Annotated in this window: 21 protein-coding genes and 2 pseudogenes; 5 read left to right on the top strand and 18 right to left on the bottom strand. The window is 35.6% G+C overall.

The features are described from left to right. Positions 1-319 precede the first annotated feature (319 nt). The 6 genes from AC4QJR_RS12315 to AC4QJR_RS12290 form a co-directional block, all read right to left on the bottom strand. Complete coding sequence (locus tag AC4QJR_RS12315) at positions 320-661, bottom strand: IDEAL domain-containing protein (protein ID WP_098576581.1); 342 nt, start codon at positions 659-661, stop codon at positions 320-322. 113 nt (positions 662-774) lie between these two features. Next, positions 775-1,185, bottom strand: a complete 411-nt coding sequence (locus AC4QJR_RS12310; RefSeq protein ID WP_251463122.1) for an RrF2 family transcriptional regulator — start codon at positions 1,183-1,185, stop codon at positions 775-777. Between the two features lie 115 nt (positions 1,186-1,300). Next, the gene (locus AC4QJR_RS12305) at positions 1,301-1,435 is read right to left on the bottom strand and encodes a BA3454 family stress response protein (RefSeq protein WP_098576579.1); all 135 of its coding nucleotides are present in this window, start codon (positions 1,433-1,435) and stop codon (positions 1,301-1,303) included. A 51-nt stretch (positions 1,436-1,486) separates the two neighbouring features. Further along, positions 1,487-1,882, bottom strand: a complete 396-nt coding sequence (gene spxA / locus AC4QJR_RS12300) for a transcriptional regulator SpxA (protein WP_098576611.1) — start codon at positions 1,880-1,882, stop codon at positions 1,487-1,489. A 229-nt stretch (positions 1,883-2,111) separates the two neighbouring features. Continuing rightward, a complete protein-coding gene (locus AC4QJR_RS12295; protein WP_496526668.1) occupies positions 2,112-2,933 on the bottom strand; it encodes a DUF817 domain-containing protein in 822 nt (273 codons plus the stop codon). Between the two features lie 299 nt (positions 2,934-3,232). Next, the gene (locus AC4QJR_RS12290) at positions 3,233-3,730 is read right to left on the bottom strand and encodes a YoqH family protein (protein ID WP_496526354.1); all 498 of its coding nucleotides are present in this window, start codon (positions 3,728-3,730) and stop codon (positions 3,233-3,235) included. A 251-nt stretch (positions 3,731-3,981) separates the two neighbouring features. Between AC4QJR_RS12290 and AC4QJR_RS12285 the strand changes: the two genes are divergently transcribed. The 3 genes from AC4QJR_RS12285 (at position 3,982) to AC4QJR_RS12275 (ending at position 5,180) form a co-directional block, all read left to right on the top strand. Further along, positions 3,982-4,212 carry a hypothetical protein gene (locus AC4QJR_RS12285; RefSeq protein WP_496526353.1) on the top strand — a complete coding sequence of 77 codons (231 nt, stop codon included), beginning with the start codon at positions 3,982-3,984 and terminating at the stop codon, positions 4,210-4,212. Between the two features lie 176 nt (positions 4,213-4,388). Beyond that, positions 4,389-4,760, top strand: a complete 372-nt coding sequence (locus tag AC4QJR_RS12280) for a VOC family protein (protein ID WP_496526352.1) — start codon at positions 4,389-4,391, stop codon at positions 4,758-4,760. Positions 4,761-4,781: 21 nt separating this feature from the next. Beyond that, a complete protein-coding gene (locus AC4QJR_RS12275) occupies positions 4,782-5,180 on the top strand; it encodes a nuclear transport factor 2 family protein (protein ID WP_098576576.1) in 399 nt (132 codons plus the stop codon). 221 nt (positions 5,181-5,401) lie between these two features. On the opposite strand, the pseudogene AC4QJR_RS12270 reads toward AC4QJR_RS12275, so the two are convergent. Further along, a pseudogene (locus tag AC4QJR_RS12270) lies at positions 5,402-5,915 on the bottom strand (GNAT family N-acetyltransferase). Between the two features lie 156 nt (positions 5,916-6,071). Between AC4QJR_RS12270 and AC4QJR_RS12265 the strand changes: the two are divergent. Beyond that, positions 6,072-6,560, top strand: a pseudogene (locus tag AC4QJR_RS12265) (pyridoxamine 5'-phosphate oxidase family protein). 106 nt (positions 6,561-6,666) lie between these two features. Here AC4QJR_RS12265 and AC4QJR_RS12260 read toward each other — a convergent pair. From AC4QJR_RS12260 to AC4QJR_RS12250, 3 genes are all read right to left on the bottom strand, one after another. Then, on the bottom strand, positions 6,667-7,131 hold the full coding sequence (locus tag AC4QJR_RS12260; RefSeq protein WP_496526351.1) for a CBO0543 family protein: 465 nt from the start codon (positions 7,129-7,131) through the stop codon (positions 6,667-6,669). 157 nt (positions 7,132-7,288) lie between these two features. After that, positions 7,289-7,456 (bottom strand): hypothetical protein, encoded by a 168-nt coding sequence (locus AC4QJR_RS12255; protein WP_375376675.1) that lies wholly within the window; start codon positions 7,454-7,456, stop codon positions 7,289-7,291. Positions 7,457-7,606: 150 nt separating this feature from the next. Further along, positions 7,607-7,741 carry a BA3454 family stress response protein gene (locus tag AC4QJR_RS12250; protein ID WP_098576574.1) on the bottom strand — a complete coding sequence of 45 codons (135 nt, stop codon included), beginning with the start codon at positions 7,739-7,741 and terminating at the stop codon, positions 7,607-7,609. Positions 7,742-8,198: 457 nt separating this feature from the next. On the opposite strand from AC4QJR_RS12250, the gene AC4QJR_RS12245 reads away from it, so the two are divergent. Beyond that, positions 8,199-8,672 carry a hypothetical protein gene (locus AC4QJR_RS12245; RefSeq protein ID WP_098576573.1) on the top strand — a complete coding sequence of 158 codons (474 nt, stop codon included), beginning with the start codon at positions 8,199-8,201 and terminating at the stop codon, positions 8,670-8,672. Positions 8,673-8,735: 63 nt separating this feature from the next. Here the strand turns inward: AC4QJR_RS12245 and AC4QJR_RS12240 are convergent, their stop codons facing one another. The 8 genes from AC4QJR_RS12240 to AC4QJR_RS12205 all read right to left on the bottom strand — a co-directional run bounded on the left by AC4QJR_RS12240 (position 8,736) and on the right by AC4QJR_RS12205 (position 16,379). Further along, positions 8,736-9,167 (bottom strand): DUF192 domain-containing protein, encoded by a 432-nt coding sequence (locus tag AC4QJR_RS12240; protein ID WP_496526350.1) that lies wholly within the window; start codon positions 9,165-9,167, stop codon positions 8,736-8,738. 828 nt (positions 9,168-9,995) lie between these two features. After that, complete coding sequence (locus AC4QJR_RS12235) at positions 9,996-10,310, bottom strand: DMT family transporter (protein WP_098576572.1); 315 nt, start codon at positions 10,308-10,310, stop codon at positions 9,996-9,998. Position 10,311: 1 nt separating this feature from the next. Beyond that, positions 10,312-10,653 (bottom strand): DMT family transporter, encoded by a 342-nt coding sequence (locus AC4QJR_RS12230; protein ID WP_375376677.1) that lies wholly within the window; start codon positions 10,651-10,653, stop codon positions 10,312-10,314. A gap of 24 nt (positions 10,654-10,677) precedes the next feature. Next, positions 10,678-11,259 carry a TetR/AcrR family transcriptional regulator gene (locus AC4QJR_RS12225; RefSeq protein WP_098576570.1) on the bottom strand — a complete coding sequence of 194 codons (582 nt, stop codon included), beginning with the start codon at positions 11,257-11,259 and terminating at the stop codon, positions 10,678-10,680. A 145-nt stretch (positions 11,260-11,404) separates the two neighbouring features. Further along, positions 11,405-12,376, bottom strand: a complete 972-nt coding sequence (locus AC4QJR_RS12220) for a tRNA dihydrouridine synthase (RefSeq protein ID WP_098576569.1) — start codon at positions 12,374-12,376, stop codon at positions 11,405-11,407. A 254-nt stretch (positions 12,377-12,630) separates the two neighbouring features. Beyond that, positions 12,631-13,743, bottom strand: coding sequence for a GerAB/ArcD/ProY family transporter (locus AC4QJR_RS12215; RefSeq protein ID WP_496526349.1), 1,113 nt, complete (start codon positions 13,741-13,743; stop codon positions 12,631-12,633). 19 nt (positions 13,744-13,762) lie between these two features. Then, complete coding sequence (locus AC4QJR_RS12210) at positions 13,763-14,872, bottom strand: Ger(x)C family spore germination protein (protein WP_496526348.1); 1,110 nt, start codon at positions 14,870-14,872, stop codon at positions 13,763-13,765. Then, positions 14,865-16,379, bottom strand: a complete 1,515-nt coding sequence (locus AC4QJR_RS12205) for a spore germination protein (protein ID WP_496526347.1) — start codon at positions 16,377-16,379, stop codon at positions 14,865-14,867. The genes AC4QJR_RS12210 and AC4QJR_RS12205 overlap by 8 nt, the downstream gene beginning before the upstream one ends. Positions 16,380-16,506: the final 127 nt, after the last annotated feature.

Here is a 16,506-nt window from a genome sequence, read left to right as displayed (position 1 = left end):
AAGTTATAAAGTGCCTATATTTCTTTATCAAGTTTTACCAAATATTTTAAATCAAAATGGAATTTGAGAGATCCAATTTGATTTTGCAAAAGATGGGGGATCGATTTTAATGAAGCATGGTTGGATGGAGGAACCGCCTTCATCTATTGACCGCTCAATATCCTCCCATACTAAATAACATTAAATAAAAGGTAAGGAGATATGCGGACACTAAGTTCTTTTATATCACCTTACCTTCGTTATGGATATAGTTTATCCGTATTTGATTTTCCTGATTTATTGTCCTCTTTTACAAACCTGCCCTGAATCTCAGTAAGGCTTAATGTACTCCATTTGCAAGCTGCTTCATTGCGTTTAACTCTGAAGAAAGCGCCAAAAACCATTCCTTATCTCCCGTTGATAAAGCCAGATCGAGGAGAAATTCAATTTGTGCCTTATTGGTTACATTTGAAACGGGCAGTTTTTTCACCCGTTTACTTAGAATAGGGATGGTTTTTCCAATTGCTTGCTTATTGTCACTCGTAACAACGGTTACTTTCACAACACCTTCTAGACCTTCCGGTGAAAGTGAATCAATATAACCAATAATTAATTCACCCTCCCGGGATTCTGCCTTAATCCAATCACCCGTTTTTAGATTTGTATTATTATAGAAGAACATCGATTTTCACCTTCTTGTTTTTTTCGTTTAATACCAGGATATGCATCGTAAATTAATCTGTAATCTTTTTTATTACATTTCCATTAAAGAAATATTCAACCAATTATCGGTCACTAGCGCTTTTTAACAAGATCCACGACTTCTTTGATTGTATAGTCCCTTAAATATTCTCCCATGTGTTCTTCTACACCAAAGAAAATGCTGCATAAGACTTTTTGCATATTTGCCCCGACAATACATTTTTCATTGGATTCAGGACATTTGGGCTGCAGAGCCCCTTCAGAGGTGATCTTATAGATATCCCAAAGATTTACTTCACTTAAGTCAAGCGCAAAAAGAAATCCTCCGCCCGTTCCTTCTTTGGATTTAATAAATCCATGTTTTTTCAATAAACTTAGAACTTTTCGAATGCGAACCGGATGGACGCCAGCACTTTCAGAGATCGCATCACTAGTGGACATGCGGTCCGTCTGTAACGCAAGAAATGTTAAACTGTGAATGGCAAGAGTAAAATCACTATTCATTAGCTTGCCTCCTAAGACAAAAAACTTCTCATCTAGTTTAAAAATTCATAACTTACTGTAATAATAAACATTACAGATTAGCTAGTCAAGCATGTCGTTAACTATGTCTATTACATTAAACATCCCATTGCTTTTTCACTTGTTCTTCAGCAATCTGTTTAATTTTTTCCCAGGTCATCTCTTTTTCCACTATGACATTGGTATGGTAATTTCGATCCTTATATAATACTTTTACGAATACTTCAATCATCTGTTGTTCCTCCTTTTGTAAATTTTACTTGTAAAGACCATGCTTTTTGCCTTAATTTGCTTCTTTTTGCAATTCGTTATACAAATAGTTTCGAATTCTCCGCGGCAGGAAACTCCGAATTTCATCTTCGTTATAGCCCACTTGTAATCTTTTTTCGTCCATGATAATTGGCCGGCGTACCATTTTGGGATGTTCGATGATTAATTTATACAATTGATTAAGCGGAAGTGTATCAATATCTACCTTTAAATCTTGGTACGCCTTTGAATTCGTTGAAATAATTTCACTCGTCCCCTCTTCTGTCATGCGAAGAATCGATTTAATTTCATCGATTGTAAGAGGATGAGATAGGATGTTTCTTTCTATATAGTCTATTTGATGCTCCTCAAGCCAAGCTTTTGCTTTTCGGCAAGACCCACAGCTTGGTGTCGTAAACAAAGTTACCATCGCCATACACACTCCTTAGTAATATTCTGGCCAACTTATTAAATGTAACAAAAACCATTACAGTTATCATACTGTAAATATAATCGTTACAGTTCATTTTGTCAATGGGTGTTTGCTTGAATCTTATATCCATTGTTAAGATTGCATTAAAGATTCGCTCTAATGATAAAAAATTCCCTTAAGTTTTTAATACCTAAGGGATTATTATCAAGAAGATCAGTCAGAATGGTTATTCTATCTCATCATGGATTCTATTTCTTTTGTTACTATTGCCTTTCCCAATCCTGTTGGAATTTTCCCCTTTAACCTGCTTTAACGTCGCTACGATCAGAAAACTAACGATTACTAATAAGAGCCAGGAACTCACCTTTCCTAAATGAACGAGACTCCATGCATCGGTTTGGTTTGGATATTCCCATGCTCCAAAGAACGTTGCGATATTTTCGGCCACCCATATAAAAAATCCAATGAGTACAAAAGAAAGCGCGAGAGGCATGCGATAACGCGTTCCACCAACCTCATATGTGACCCACGATTGCCAGAAAACGATGATGACAAGTCCTGTTAACCACCAACGAACATCCAACCAATAATGGTGGGTGAAAAAATTCAAATAAATCGCAGCGGCAAGAGGGACTACCAGCAAAAACGGGGGCCACTTCACCAATTCAACCTTAAGCCTCCTCCACGCCTGGCAAAGAAAACTTGCTACACTCGCGTACATGAAACCACTATACAAAGGGACTCCAAAAATTTTAGAAAATCCTTCCTCCGGATAAGACCAAGAGCCCATATGCACCTTGAAAAGTTCAAGAGTAAGTCCAATAAGGTGAAACAAAGTGATCACCTTAAGTTCATCCCGTGTTTCAAGCCCAGAACGCACCAACCCCCACTGCATTATAAGGCAAATAATGAGCAGCCAGTCATACCGCGGCAGAAAAGGAAGTGGGATGATTTGTGTAATAGCCAAAGAGGCAAAAATAACGACAGGAAACAAACATGAAAGGGCTTGCTCCCAGCCAAAACGAACGAGTTGTTTAATCGATCTAATCATTTGTATCTTCAAAGGTTTTTTCTGAGAATCACTTTGGATGGTTAAATTCATGCGTAACTCCCCTTTTATGAATTTGATTCTAATTTTGTAAAAGCGATATTTCTTTTTCTATTGAAATGATTTTACCATCCGTTTTATCGTTTTACAATAAATAATTAATGATTATAATTATATTTTTATTGGTTAAAGCATTCTTCCGATCTGATAAAAAGTTAAAAAGCACTCCTTATTTTCAAAAGGAATGCTCTAAAATTCTAATGGAAATTTATTGTCCATAACAGGAGGAATATTATTCCCTAGTTATGGCATCCGTGAAGGGTGTTTTGCAAAATAACTGGTCCTAATTTGTTAGTTTTCGAATTTGAAAGACGTACTTCTACGCTTGTATTAACTGGTAGTTCCGCTGAAATCTCATCAATTTTACCCACCCATGGATTACCGCCAAACCAGCTTGGAACGTTCTCTTTAACTAAATACAGCTTAAACCGCCAACTGATTTCGCCTTTTATTTGTGCAAATCCCTCATATTGGTCATACAGTCCAAATGAAGAGGGTAATGGAAGCCAATCCGCATAGATACCTACGCCCTTTCGTTCTCTAACAGGACTCGTTGGTGAAGATGTATATGGTTTTTTAACCTTGGTGATTAAAGTAGTACCTTTTGCATTGGGAATACCCTTAACTGGATGAAGTACCACGCTACACGGGTAGGATACTTTTGTAAAAGTTTGTGCATGTAATATTCCAGAGTGAGAAAAAACTAGGACTAACAATACCGTTAGAATTTTTAACATTTTTATCAAACCACCCCCAAATGATGGAGATAGTATAACCATTCTGTCAGTTAAAATTCTCCTCCTATCATTCTTTTTCCTCACACCTCTATTAAAAATATTTTCCCCCTTTAATATTTGGACTTTTTTCGTAAATATTGGAGCTATATGCTGAAGAAAAAACTTTAATAAAAAAACAGAAGATTTTAACATCCATAGTATAATTGATGTGAAGAAAAATAAAAATTTTATTATTATATTGGGGTGTAGCATTGGATAAAGCTTTTTTAAAAGGAATTTTAAGTATTTTAATAGGAGTTATTGTATTCGGATTTTTATTTCTTTGGCAAAAAGATATGGGCTTAATGGCGAATTTCTTTTTTTCTATAACAGCAGGAATCTTGGGTTATATGGTTATATCTCCTTTGATAATGTCGAATGAAGAAAGGAAGAACTTTGAATCTAAATTTGATAAATGGATAGACGATAGTGAAAATAAGTAAAATTATGCTTTTAATAACGTGCAGCCAGATAAAATTCAATTTTAATACTTTGGAAGTGATCGTTGCTATGGGATTTTCCATTACACTTAATGGAAAATGTTGTGAATTTCAACATTCTCATTTATAGTTAAATTAAATAATTTGATTTACCCACATTACTTAAACAAGGAGATTATATGAAACTAGGAGCATTTTCTGTAAGTTTAAACGTGAAGGACATTCATTTATCCAAGTCGTTCTACGAAAAACTAGGATTCCAAGCTTTTGGCGGTGATATTACTCAAAATTGGCTGATTATGAAGAATGAAAATTGCGTCATCGGGCTATTTCAAGGGATGTTTAAAAAAAACATTCTGACATTTAATCCAGGATGGAATCAAAATGCAGAGAATCTCGAAACGTTTACAGACATTCGAGACATCCAAAAGAAACTAAAGTCTGAAGGTATAAAAATGCTGACGGAGGCAGATGAAGGCACTGTTGGACCCGCACATATGATCATTGAGGATCCAGATGGAAATCAAATTCTTCTCGATCAACATCGGTAAGAGGGAAAATGGAGGAATAAAATGACTATGGAACAATCAATTACAACGAACCTCTCATTCAAAGAGATGGCCGTGTCTTTTCTACAGCTCGCTTCATCTGGGAAGGCCCGCGAAGCATTCCAGCGTTACGTAGGTCCCGACTTTTGTCACCATAACCCCTATTTCAGCGGAGATGCGGATTCGCTCATGCTTGCAATGGAAGAAAATGCAGCTTTAAATCCGAACAAAATCTTTGAGGTCAAACTGGTGATTCATGAGAAAGATACCGTAGCCGTTCATTCACATGTAAGACAGCACCCAGAGGATCTCGGAGGGGCAGTGGTCCATATCTTTCGATTCAAAGATAACCAAATCGTTGAATTGTGGGATATCGGACAACCCTTACCTGAGGAATCCCCTAACGAGAACGGTATGTTTTAAGTTCATTTAAGGAGATTGAAAAGGAACGAACCAACCTACTATTATTAAATATTAAGTTGTCAGACTGTCGACAAACCCGAAAAACTTGGGATTTTCCGGCAGTCTTTTTTACGGCTCTGTTAAATGGTTTGTTTTATTCGCCCCTGCTCCTTCCCTCCATACCTATCAATTGGGTCTTAAATATCTGGATCTTTTATAAAAATTAAGAACTGAAAGTTCAACTAGTGTCCAATTAAGTTATAACGCCAATTATTGCACCGCATAAAGCTTCCTGGAGGATATTCAAATTCGCATTCAGAGATAAACTGAAAGTCAAGCTTCCGACAAATTGCATTAGAAGCAGGATTATCAATCGATGGAAATGCGTGGATGTATGTGTATTTGTTCTCACTAGATGCTTCTTCAATTGCTAACTTTACCGCTTTTGCAGCTATTCCTTTCCCTTGATAATATGGTAGAACGCTCCATCCAGTTTCATATACACTCTCATTATTCCAAGTAGTTTGCCAATAACCCACAGAACCTATTGGTTCTAATTCTGGTAACAATTTAATACTGAACATACGTCCTCTATTACCTAGTTCAAGATAATCGTTTATGTCGCTTCAAAATCTGCTCTTTACTCTCTGGACCTCCAAGATGCTGCATCATTTCTGGAGCGTTTATAAGAAAAAGCAAATCAAGGTCATTATCCTCCCAAGGCTTTATCTGAATAATATGGTTACTTCCTTCCAAATTTTCTTCATCCTCTCACCATTTATTTTTATTAACTCTTTCTTTACGAAAGCTTCAAACACACACTGCCACTTTTTAGCAGTGTATCTGCCATACCTGAATAAATGTTGGTGGAAAGGGTAGCATACCTCTGTAAACTTTAATGAGGTGATGAAAATGTCTAGCATGTTGCAACAAGAAGAAATGGAAACATTAAGAGAGTTAATCAAAGACGTAGACACGGCCATGCTGACTACGGTAACTGAAGAAGGGCTTGTTTCACGTCCTATGAAAACACAAGAAATAGAGTTTGATGGTGACTTATGGTTTTTCACTAAGAAAGCGACTAATAAATATGAAGAAATTTTACATGATCAAGATGTTAATGTGACTTATGCAGGTAAATCCTATGTTTCCGTCCGTGGAAGAGCAGAAATCGTTGAGGATTTAGACAAGAAAAAGGAATTGTGGAGCAAAGCAAATGAGAAAATTATGTAAACTTCTTATGATGATTCCAACGTTATTTTGATAAAGGTAAAGGCAGAAGCAGCTGAATATTGGGAAACCGGTAATTTTACGAAGAAAATCGCCTTTTTCTATAAACGCATGACAGGACAAAGTTCTAAATCGACAGATATTAATGAAACGGTTGAATTAAATAAATAATAGAAAAAATGGGTTGTCTGGCCATAGGACAATCCATTCAGCTGTGTTGAGTTATACCTAAAAACAAGCTGCCATAATTGACAGCACTGATCTTTCCCTTCCGCACCTATAATTTTCTTTCTTTCCTGTTTATCAAATGCATAAGGAAACGGATAAACAACATTAGAAGAAAGGTGCTGATAAATGTGTACTTCCATGTCCATGTATGGTATTTAATTAACTCGGTATATCTTTCAAACAAAATCTCAATTATCGTTAAAACAGTGGTGTACAAAATACCTTGTAGTACAATGTTGAAATATCTCGAACAAAAAGTTGTTTGATAAAAGTAAATACAAACAACTGGAAATAGAAGATATTCATAAAGAAGACTGGAACTAAAATAGTTACTTAAAAATCTCACTGGATATTCGAGCATTTCCTCTTCTACAACAAGAACACCAAAAAACGTTGAAAAATATGAAGACAATGCAAAAATTACAATCCATTTTATGATAGGTGGTTTTCTTAAGCTATAAATCAATAGCGTGATCCCGATTATGAGCAGTGACCACAATATTATTCTTTCCATAGATAAAATAGCTCCTTTTCTTTACTTTGCTTATCAATGAGTATAACCAAAGTAAAGATCAAAGATAAGATTTTATCAATAGCCTAAAACTCATTAAAAAAAGACGCTTTCCGGAAAAGCGCCCGATTGTTGAAGATCATTGTAAGTATTATGTTATTTAAAAAGTATAGGAAGCCTTGGGCTCTTTAGCATTCTTTAGTTCCTTTAAACTTTCTTTGATTAACTCTCTTTGTTCCTCGGTAATAATAAAATCCATTAGACGTTCCTCAAAATGAGCAATACGTCTTTCCAATTCCTCTAAAGTAAGGTTATTAGTATTCTTCATAAACCTACCAACTCCTCTTATAATAATTAGTATTCTTCATAAAATCTTTCAAAGCCACTATTAGCAGCGCGTTATTTAAGTAAAGGAAGCTATCCAATATCTATTATTCAAATGGTAGTTCTATTCGAATCCTTTTAATCTTAGGATCCTTTAATTTTCCCATTGTTTAAGAACTTGTTCTTTTGCAATACGATAAACTTCTTCTTCTGTTTGGTTTTTGGTAGCTATTACATTGGTTTGATAAATTTTACCTTGATGTGTTACATAGATGGTATACTTGTACATTTTGTTCTTTCTCCTTTTTTCACTAATAATCTTAACTTCTCATTCCACTTTACTAATAAATTTAGTTATTCCTGCAATTGTTTATTAACTTTTTTATATTTTACAAATAATGCGAAAGTTATTAAAGCTAAAAAAAAGGACAATTTTTGACAAATTCATAACTTTACCAAAATTGATATCATCTCTAGCAACTGTAATGACTGGCAAAGTCAATAAAATCAACAAACTTTTTATAATTCTGATCTCTAATGAATTTTTTTACACTTCTTTGAATGCAGAAAATTGTCGAAATATAAATCTAAAAAAGGGGATATTCCCAAAAACCCAGCAGCTAAAATAAAAAAAACTAAACTGAAACCAGAATAGATTCATCTGATTCCACTCCTTACCTTCTACATAGGATGGTAATGCCTGGTTAAACTAAAGTAGAGAATAACCAGAAAGGGGGAAAAAAGCTGTGACACGGAAACTTATAGCCTTTTTCCTATTTGCCTGCCTTCTTTTCACCGGAGATTTTCAAACAGACGGCATGCCTCCGCCGGACCCCGTCCAGATGGGGATGGAAGAAGGATATTATGAAGGAATCCGTTCGGGGCTTGAAGACCGTCACAACTTCAGGATCTCCCGTGCTTGGCAGCAGATGCCGCGCTCCAAACTGAGCATTGACAACAAGATGGAAATAGCACGGCCCCTCATAAAAATAGGACTTCTCCGACAGGTATACCTCTCTTTTTCGTCTGGGGAGAAATTCTACGACTACCTTCATGCCCATCCGGAAATGGATGCGGTACAGGCCGCCCAGCGGAAACTAGGACAAAGGTTTGTAAGGGCGTACGAAAAAAGCTTCCAAAAAGGTTATGAGAAATCCCTCACTGCTCCACCCGATAAGGCGGCAAGCTACGCAGCCTTATTGAGAGAGAAGAATAGATAAGGGGAAACCAAAATGAGCTTAAAAAATCACCACTCGTCTAAGAACTCATAGAGGTGTGGTGATTTAATCAAGGTTTACATAATCCCCTACTTTGATTTGATACTTTTCAAACCATCCAAGATTAACTTCGATTGCATAATGATAAAAAAGTTCCGGATCATAAGTAGGACATTCATCCTGTTTACAAGGGACCATATCTAAAATTTTTAGAATTTTTCCGTCTGAATCAAGAAATGCAATAGATAAAGGAATTAAGGTGTTTTTCATCCAAAAACCGCCATATGTTTTTCCGGAAAACACAAATAGCATCCCCTCGTTTTCGGGTAGTTTTCTAACAAACATTAAGCCCTTATCTCTTTTTTCTTGAGTATCTGCAACGTGAACGGTTAAATTGGTTATCCTTTCTCCACTAGATACTGTAATCATTTTTGTGTGAAGACTTGTTTTTTTCGCTTGACGAAAAAGAAAATCGATTATTTTAAATCCATTTTTCAATAAATTCACTCACCTTGTCTTTTCCCTTTTATTATTTGGCTCTTATCGTAAACTTTGTTGCTGTGTTCGATTCGTGGCATATTCGGACAGCTCTGGTGAATCCAAAGGCACTCATGTCCGAACATCAATCTTCTTCGGACAGCTCTGGTGTTTTCATAGGCACTCATGTCCGAACATCAGTCGTCTTCGGACATCTCTGGTGTTTTCATAGGCACTCATGTCCGAACATCAGTCGTCTTCGGACATCTCTGGTGTTTTCATAGGCACTCATGTCCGAACATCAGTCGTCTTCGGACATCTCTGGTGTTTTCAAAGGCACTTATGTCCGAACATCGGTCGTCTTCGGACAGCTCTGGTGATTCCAAAGGCACTCATGTCCGAACATCGGTCGTCTTCGGACAGCTCTGGTGATTCCAAAGGCACTCATGTCCGAACATCCGTCGTATACGGACAGCTCTGGTGATTCCAACCGCACTCATGTCCGAACATCGGTCGTCTTCGGACAGCTCTGGTGTTTCCAAAGACACTCATGTCCGAATGATAATTCCTTCTTTAGATTTTTATGATTAAATCGGTTCCAAAAACAACAATTATTCCGAAAACAGCCTATTATTTAAAGGAAGAAAGTTGGAGATATTAGATAAAAACAACGTGGAAAACGCCTTTTCACTTTCTATACTTATTATATGGTTATACATTTAAGACTTTATTTCATCATCACAGCTACAATATATTAGCCAACAAAAAAAGCTGCTACAATGACAGCTCCGTTGCATAATTAATCTTGTTCTTCGAGTTCAATAAACTAATGGTACCTACTGCTAAATTCTACGATGTCATTTTCAATCCAATGACTGCTACTAATATTAGAGCTATAAATAAAATACGTCTCCAATCCTTTGCTTCTCCATAAAAAAGCATTCCAATAATTGTCCCGCCTACAGTTCCGATCCCTGTCCAAACGGCATAAGAAATTCCCGCGGGGAGGGTTTTCATAGCTAAACCTAGAAAACTAAAACTAAAAATAAATCCAATGAACAGAACCATATAGGACTGTATGTTTTTGTCTTTAACAACTTTATTCATACCTGTAACCCCAACCACCTCAAAAGCTCCTGCCAATATGAGATACATCCAAGCCATATTACACTGCACCTTCTTTCTTACTAGATTCAGTTGTGACAAGCTTTAAGCCTACAACACCAGACAGAAGTAAGAAAATAAATAATACTTTCGTCCAACTAAAGGCCTCTCCGAATATCAACATCTCCGCCACAACAGTCCCAGCTGTCCCAATTCCAGTAAAGACCGCGTAAACAGTAGCAACGGGTAGACTTTTTATTGCCTTTATTAATAACACAAATGAAATATATATAAGGAGAGCAATACCAACCCAAGAAAGCCAATTACTCGCATGCTTTAATCCTAATGCCCATAACACCTCAATAAGACCAGCCAATACAACAAATACCCAGTTTCGTTTCATAACCTATTCCCCCAAAAAATATCCTTATTCCTTCGAAAGTCCACGCCAATAAAGATACCAAGAGGCATCCAATCTCTTCATTAATCGTTCGGAACCTCCATATAACATTTCAACAAATATTCCATCTAACACTCCTAAAAATGCAGAAGTAGCTCGTTGTGAGTCAATGGTTGAGCTAATTTCTCCCTCCAACATAGCCTTCTCAACGACCAAAAGGAGATGTTTTTCTACCTTATCCAGATACTCATAAACAGAATCTATAACCTGTTCATAAAGATGAGCAGGTGGAAAGAAAGAGATTCGAAGCCAAAATTTTGTTATGTTGTTCTTCTCATATCTTTCTTTATATAGCAAAAGAAAATTATATAAGAATTCCTCAATCGGTTGTGTTTTGTTACTGTCTATATAATTAATAACGAATTTTAATTCGGCATCAAAAACATCACGGTAAACCTGTAAAAAAAGTTCTTCTTTCCCTTTGAAATGAGTGTAGATGGATTGTTTTTTGATTCCTACATCATCAGCGATATGTGCCATCGATGTTCCCTCATATCCCTTATTCGTAAAATGATTCAGTGCAACATTCTTAATTTGATTAAAAGTCATAAATACCACCTTCCGAACGGTCGTCAGTTATAATGTAAAACTTATCACACATTCATTTTTCAGTCAATCTAGTCTAAAGTTTTACCATTCTTACAGATCTCTTTAGTCAAATAAGAAAAAGGCTGCAACATCGCAGCCAGATTAGTTAGAATATTCCCGTCCCTTTTCCAAAGTTATCAAGCAATGCACGCACTTCATCTGTTGATTTCGTGTTCATCAATTGATTTCTTAATTCAGCAGCTCCAGGGAACCCTTTAACATAAATTTTGAAAAAACGATGAAGCCCTGTAATGGAACGTGGCAGTACTTCCGCATATTGATCTTGAAGATCAAGCTGTAGTCTTAATAGATCTAGGTATTCTTTACTGCTATGCTCTCTAGGCTCTTTTTCAAAAGCAAATGGATTTTTAAAAATACCTCGTCCGATCATCACGCCATCAATACCATATTGTTCAGCAAGCTGCAGGCCAATTTGACGGTCAGGAATGTCTCCATTGATTGTTAGTAGCGTATTGGGTGCGACACGGTCACGTAATTTTTTGATTTCCGGAATTAGCTCCCAATGGGCATCTACTTGGCTCATTTCCTTTCTTGTCCGCAAATGAATCGAAAGGTTCGCAATATCCTGATTTAAAATATGCGTTAGCCACTCCTCCCACTCATTGACATCCTTATCGCCAAGTCGAGTTTTCACGCTGACAGGCAGCCCGCCCGCTTTTGCTGCTTGAATAAGTTCTGCCGCAACGTCTGGGCGCAGAATAAGACCACTGCCTTTCCCCCTCGATGCCACATTCGGTACTGGGCAGCCCATATTAATATCGATGCCTTTAAATCCTAGCTCTGCCATACCAATACTCATTTGACGGAAATATTCGGGATTATCCCCCCAAATATGAGCTACAATTGGCTGTTCATCTTCTGTAAAAGTTAAACGGCCACGCACACTTTTCATGCCCTCTGGATGACAATAGCTATCCGAGTTAGTAAACTCTGTGAAAAACACATCCGGTCGGCCGGCTTCACTTACGACGTGACGAAAAACAAGATCTGTCACATCTTCCATTGGGGCAAGTACAAAAAATGGCCGTGGTAAATCACGCCAAAAATTATCTATCATTTCAAAACTCAATTCCTCTCACTATGGATCAACTTCAAACACTCGGTCAAAAAATATAAAGCCAAAAGTCCATTTCTTATAAACTTATATCATGATTAATAACTTATTATCAAACACAAGGACATTTTCACATTGATGATTTATGAAAAACTATTGTGAAAATCAGCAATGTTTATTTTATCGAAAATCAGTCCTAAATGCTATGTTTATAGACAAAAAAAGTTACCTACCCTTTGTCCTTTTAGGTAGGTCTTTCACTGTTGTTGGGTTTTACTCTTTGCTTTTTTAAAGGTTTGTAAGATGAGATAAAACACAAACAATATAGGTAAATAAATATACAGAAAGCTAGAGGTGACTATGTTCATAAAAGTCCCTACTTCCTCAGCATCTACTTTACTTTTGACATTAATCACCATGAAATGAACGATAATAATGGATATCCATAATGAAAATCTTGGTTTAAATTTAAACGATTCTTTCAAAACTCGAATCGCCCCCCACAATGCCATACAACAAGGGGGAAGGATTACTAATAGCCATAAAAAAATAAAGATATATTCAAATCTTTCGATAAATGGAAAGCGGATAATTTTTGACATCATGAGGGTTGGCCAAGTAACATGTTCAAGCTGCCCATGACTAAAATAAACAAATGAGATGATGGTAACCACTAAATATAAAATAGTTGTATACATTTGTGAAATGTGAGCCCATTTTTGGGAATTTTGATTATTTTTAATAAAAGGAAAATAAATAAGTAAAAATTCTGGTCCTGAGTACATAAAAATACTTTCTTTTGCTGATACCAAATAGTCACTTAAACTGTGATTAAAAACGGGTAATAAATTCGTCCAGTACGCATATTGGAGTGGAAAATATACCGTTAACAGAAGGAGCGAAGGGATTAGCATCCCCCAAAAACAAATACCGGTAATAACCCTAAAGCCCCCAACAACTAAATATGAAATCACAAAAATCATAGTAAGTGATAAAAACCAGATAGGGGTATTAGGAAAAACCCAAGTAACCAGAACTGATAAATAGGACCTAATTATAGTTGAAACAATTAAAAGCATATATCCATAAAAGAAAATATTTAATATGTTTCCTAGCCATCTCCCAAATATTTGTTGATGTAAAGACATAATATCCCCATTATTTGATTTCTTTAATAAGAAATACAGTAACCAAATAATGAGATGAATACTGATTCCGACTAATAAAACTGAAATCCATGCGTCTTGTTCTGCTCCCTTTATTATTTTACTTTGAAAATTCAACAAGCCTACACCGGTTTGGGTACTGTGAATCAGAAAAAATAAAAAAAAAGGAGATACTGTTAAACTTTTATTTAATTGTTTACTCATGGTCATTCACCTTTTCTTTTTACTCTCCAATCCCTGCTTGAGATAGTTCTAATTTTAAATTTATATCCAAGGCAATAGTTGGGTACACCTTTTCATAGAACTCCTTTTCGTTCCATTTTTGTGAATTCGCTCTTGCTAAGTCACCAATACCTAAAGGATCAACTTGATGCTTTTGAAATTTTACGAAAAGCTTTTCAAAATCCTTTTTCATTTGTTTTTCCAATTGCTTTTTTAATAATAGGCTATTTTGTTTTTTCCTTAAATCCAGCCAGTCTGGAAAATCCTTTACCATTCCATTTAGTGTTATATTGAGTGTTACCTTTGATTTCGAATCTTTAATAATAATTGACTTTTTGTTTTTTCCATATAAAATGGCTAAAATTGCAGTATCCCTCGACTGCCCCATAGGTATGTTAAATTCAGTTTGTCCACTAATCACTCTTCCTCTTAAAATTTTATATAAGAAGCTTTCTTTTTGATCTAAGATAAGTTCCAGCTTGTCTTTTTTCAACACTGCTAGCCCTTTTACCTCAGTGTTCCCCTTTTGATTTATCTTTAAATAAGGCAGGGAAGGATCTCTTCCCTCTCCATAGAAATCGAATAAAAAACTTTGCAAAGTGGGAATTGGTACATTTTGAGTTCGATAATTTTGTTCAATCAATTTATACGGATAGTCGCTATTTTTATCTTTATTTTTCATTAATATTTCTCCTGCTGGTTTTTCTGAAACAGCCACTAACATATTGCTTCCAACTAAAGGATCCCTGCAAACAGTCTTAACAAAATAAGACACCCCATTTTCAGCTAGTTCTTTACCAAAAATTAAAAGATTCAATTTTCCAATTTCTATCGGTTTAGGAGATTGTGCATTTAGAGATTGTTTTATTAAATAGGATTTCCTACCTTTCCCCTGTAAAATAGAGCTCTCACCTTGTTCTTCATCTCCCGTATAATCTGTATAAAGCACAGTTCCAACATACTGGCTATCAACTTTATCAAAACCTAATACTTTAGGAAGTTGCATATCATCTATAATTTTTTGACGTGGGAAAGAGCAGCCAGGAATAATCAAAATGAGAGGCAAAATAGCATAAAAATACTTTATATTTTTTCGCTTCTGACTATTCATTATTAATATCATCCTTATCTTGATTTGGTGTATATCTTTTAAGTGAAAGAGGTCTTAAAAATCTGCTTCGTGTCGTTGTAAACTGATAGGAAGATCGAATAAAGCTGTCTCGAAAGTTCTTTATTCTAAAAGGAAATAGAGGGACCATATAGGGATTCCCCAAAGATTTAAGTTTTAATAAATGTCCTATCAGAAGAACAAATCCGATGATAATTCCAAAGCCGCCCAAAAATGCTGCAAATAAAATAAGAGGAAACCGTATGAGGCGAATGGCATTCGACATTTTAAAGATAGGAGTTGTGAAAGAAGCAAGTGCAGACAATGACACAATAATGAGTAAAATATTACTGGTTAGAGCAGCTTGGACAGATGCCTGCCCGATAACAATACCACCAACAATACCCAAGGTTTGTCCAATTTTTGTCGGCAAGCGTGCCCCCGCTTCCCTTAACAATTCAATGGTAATTTCCAAAAAAATAGCTTCCAATACCGGAGGAAATGGAACATGAGCCCTTGAACTAATAAGGGGTTGCAATAAATCATCCGGTACGACTTCATAATGAAAGGTTAAAATTGCAACATAAATAGGAGTCGCAAACAACGAGAAAATAACGCTTATAATTCGTATAATTCGAAAAAACGACCCTAGTACCCAATTAAGATAATAATCTTCGGGAGAAATGAAAAAATCTAAGATCGTTGTTGGCCCTGTAATTATGTAAGGAGATCCATTCGATATGATCGCAACTTGCCCCAATACCATCGCATAAACAACCCTATCAATCCGCTCAGTGGATAAAAAAATAGGAAAGGGAGTATTTGAATTATCTGAAATAATTTGATCAATTTGGGAATTATCGAAAATAACATCTAAGTCAATATCCTTTAATCGTTGTCGAACAGTTTGAATATATTCTGGATTGGTAATTCCATCTAAATAGGCAATGACTACTTCTGTTTTAGACATTGATCCAATTTTTATTTCTTCAAAAACTAACTCTGGAACCGCTATTTGCTTTCTCAACAAATGAAGATTTATACCTATGTTTTCTACAAATCCAGCCTTTGGGCCGATCACACTAAATTCATTTTCTGTATCATTATTCTCTCGATAACCAAGATTCGCATTTTCAATATTTATCGTTAAGAAATGTTGGTTGGAATTCTTTAATTGAACAATAACATGTCCTTTTATTAGTTTTTCTTCAACATCTAATGGATTAGTTGTAACTAAGAAATCCTCAAATGGAATACACTTTTTTATATCATTAATTCCACTAATCTTATCCATATTTTCTTGAATTGCGGGAAGAAGAAGGTTATTTATTTTCTTTGGGTCCACCATACTTTTATAGTAACTAATTGTAATATCCTGTTCTCCAGATAGTAAAAATTGATGAAAATCACTCGATTTTCCAGCTTGGTCAAAAATTGTTTTTATTGACTTTTTCTCGTCTTCTGACTTCTGATTATTATTTTTATATTTTTGTAAAAACTTGAAAGGCATTTTATCACCTAAATTGATTTTATGAAACTCCCAATCATTAATTTGCCCCTGCACTTAGTTTTCATTCCCAATGTATCTTTTTACTTTTATTTTTTAACGACAAAAAACTAACCAGAAAATTTCTCCG

The sequence above is a fragment of the Neobacillus sp. BP17 genome, assembly GCF_059579525.1.
This window is presented reverse-complemented; position numbering and strand designations above follow the sequence as displayed.

What these genes read in the sequence shown, in the direction of transcription:
- AC4QJR_RS12315 (WP_098576581.1), bottom strand. Translation starts at nt 661, where the DNA reads ATGTTCTTCTATAATAATACAAATCTAAAAACGGGTGATTGGATTAAG.
- AC4QJR_RS12310 (WP_251463122.1), bottom strand. Translation starts at nt 1,185, where the DNA reads ATGAATAGTGATTTTACTCTTGCCATTCACAGTTTAACATTTCTTGCG.
- AC4QJR_RS12305 (WP_098576579.1), bottom strand. Translation starts at nt 1,435, where the DNA reads ATGATTGAAGTATTCGTAAAAGTATTATATAAGGATCGAAATTACCAT.
- spxA (WP_098576611.1), bottom strand. Translation starts at nt 1,882, where the DNA reads ATGGTAACTTTGTTTACGACACCAAGCTGTGGGTCTTGCCGAAAAGCA.
- AC4QJR_RS12290 (WP_496526354.1), bottom strand. Translation starts at nt 3,730, where the DNA reads ATGTTAAAAATTCTAACGGTATTGTTAGTCCTAGTTTTTTCTCACTCT.
- AC4QJR_RS12280 (WP_496526352.1), top strand. Translation starts at nt 4,389, where the DNA reads ATGAAACTAGGAGCATTTTCTGTAAGTTTAAACGTGAAGGACATTCAT.
- AC4QJR_RS12275 (WP_098576576.1), top strand. Translation starts at nt 4,782, where the DNA reads ATGACTATGGAACAATCAATTACAACGAACCTCTCATTCAAAGAGATG.
- AC4QJR_RS12260 (WP_496526351.1), bottom strand. Translation starts at nt 7,131, where the DNA reads ATGGAAAGAATAATATTGTGGTCACTGCTCATAATCGGGATCACGCTA.
- AC4QJR_RS12255 (WP_375376675.1), bottom strand. Translation starts at nt 7,456, where the DNA reads ATGAAGAATACTAATAACCTTACTTTAGAGGAATTGGAAAGACGTATT.
- AC4QJR_RS12250 (WP_098576574.1), bottom strand. Translation starts at nt 7,741, where the DNA reads ATGTACAAGTATACCATCTATGTAACACATCAAGGTAAAATTTATCAA.
- AC4QJR_RS12235 (WP_098576572.1), bottom strand. Translation starts at nt 10,310, where the DNA reads ATGGCTTGGATGTATCTCATATTGGCAGGAGCTTTTGAGGTGGTTGGG.
- AC4QJR_RS12230 (WP_375376677.1), bottom strand. Translation starts at nt 10,653, where the DNA reads ATGAAACGAAACTGGGTATTTGTTGTATTGGCTGGTCTTATTGAGGTG.
- AC4QJR_RS12225 (WP_098576570.1), bottom strand. Translation starts at nt 11,259, where the DNA reads ATGACTTTTAATCAAATTAAGAATGTTGCACTGAATCATTTTACGAAT.
- AC4QJR_RS12220 (WP_098576569.1), bottom strand. Translation starts at nt 12,376, where the DNA reads ATGATAGATAATTTTTGGCGTGATTTACCACGGCCATTTTTTGTACTT.
- AC4QJR_RS12215 (WP_496526349.1), bottom strand. Translation starts at nt 13,743, where the DNA reads ATGAGTAAACAATTAAATAAAAGTTTAACAGTATCTCCTTTTTTTTTA.
- AC4QJR_RS12210 (WP_496526348.1), bottom strand. Translation starts at nt 14,872, where the DNA reads ATGAATAGTCAGAAGCGAAAAAATATAAAGTATTTTTATGCTATTTTG.
- AC4QJR_RS12205 (WP_496526347.1), bottom strand. Translation starts at nt 16,379, where the DNA reads ATGCCTTTCAAGTTTTTACAAAAATATAAAAATAATAATCAGAAGTCA.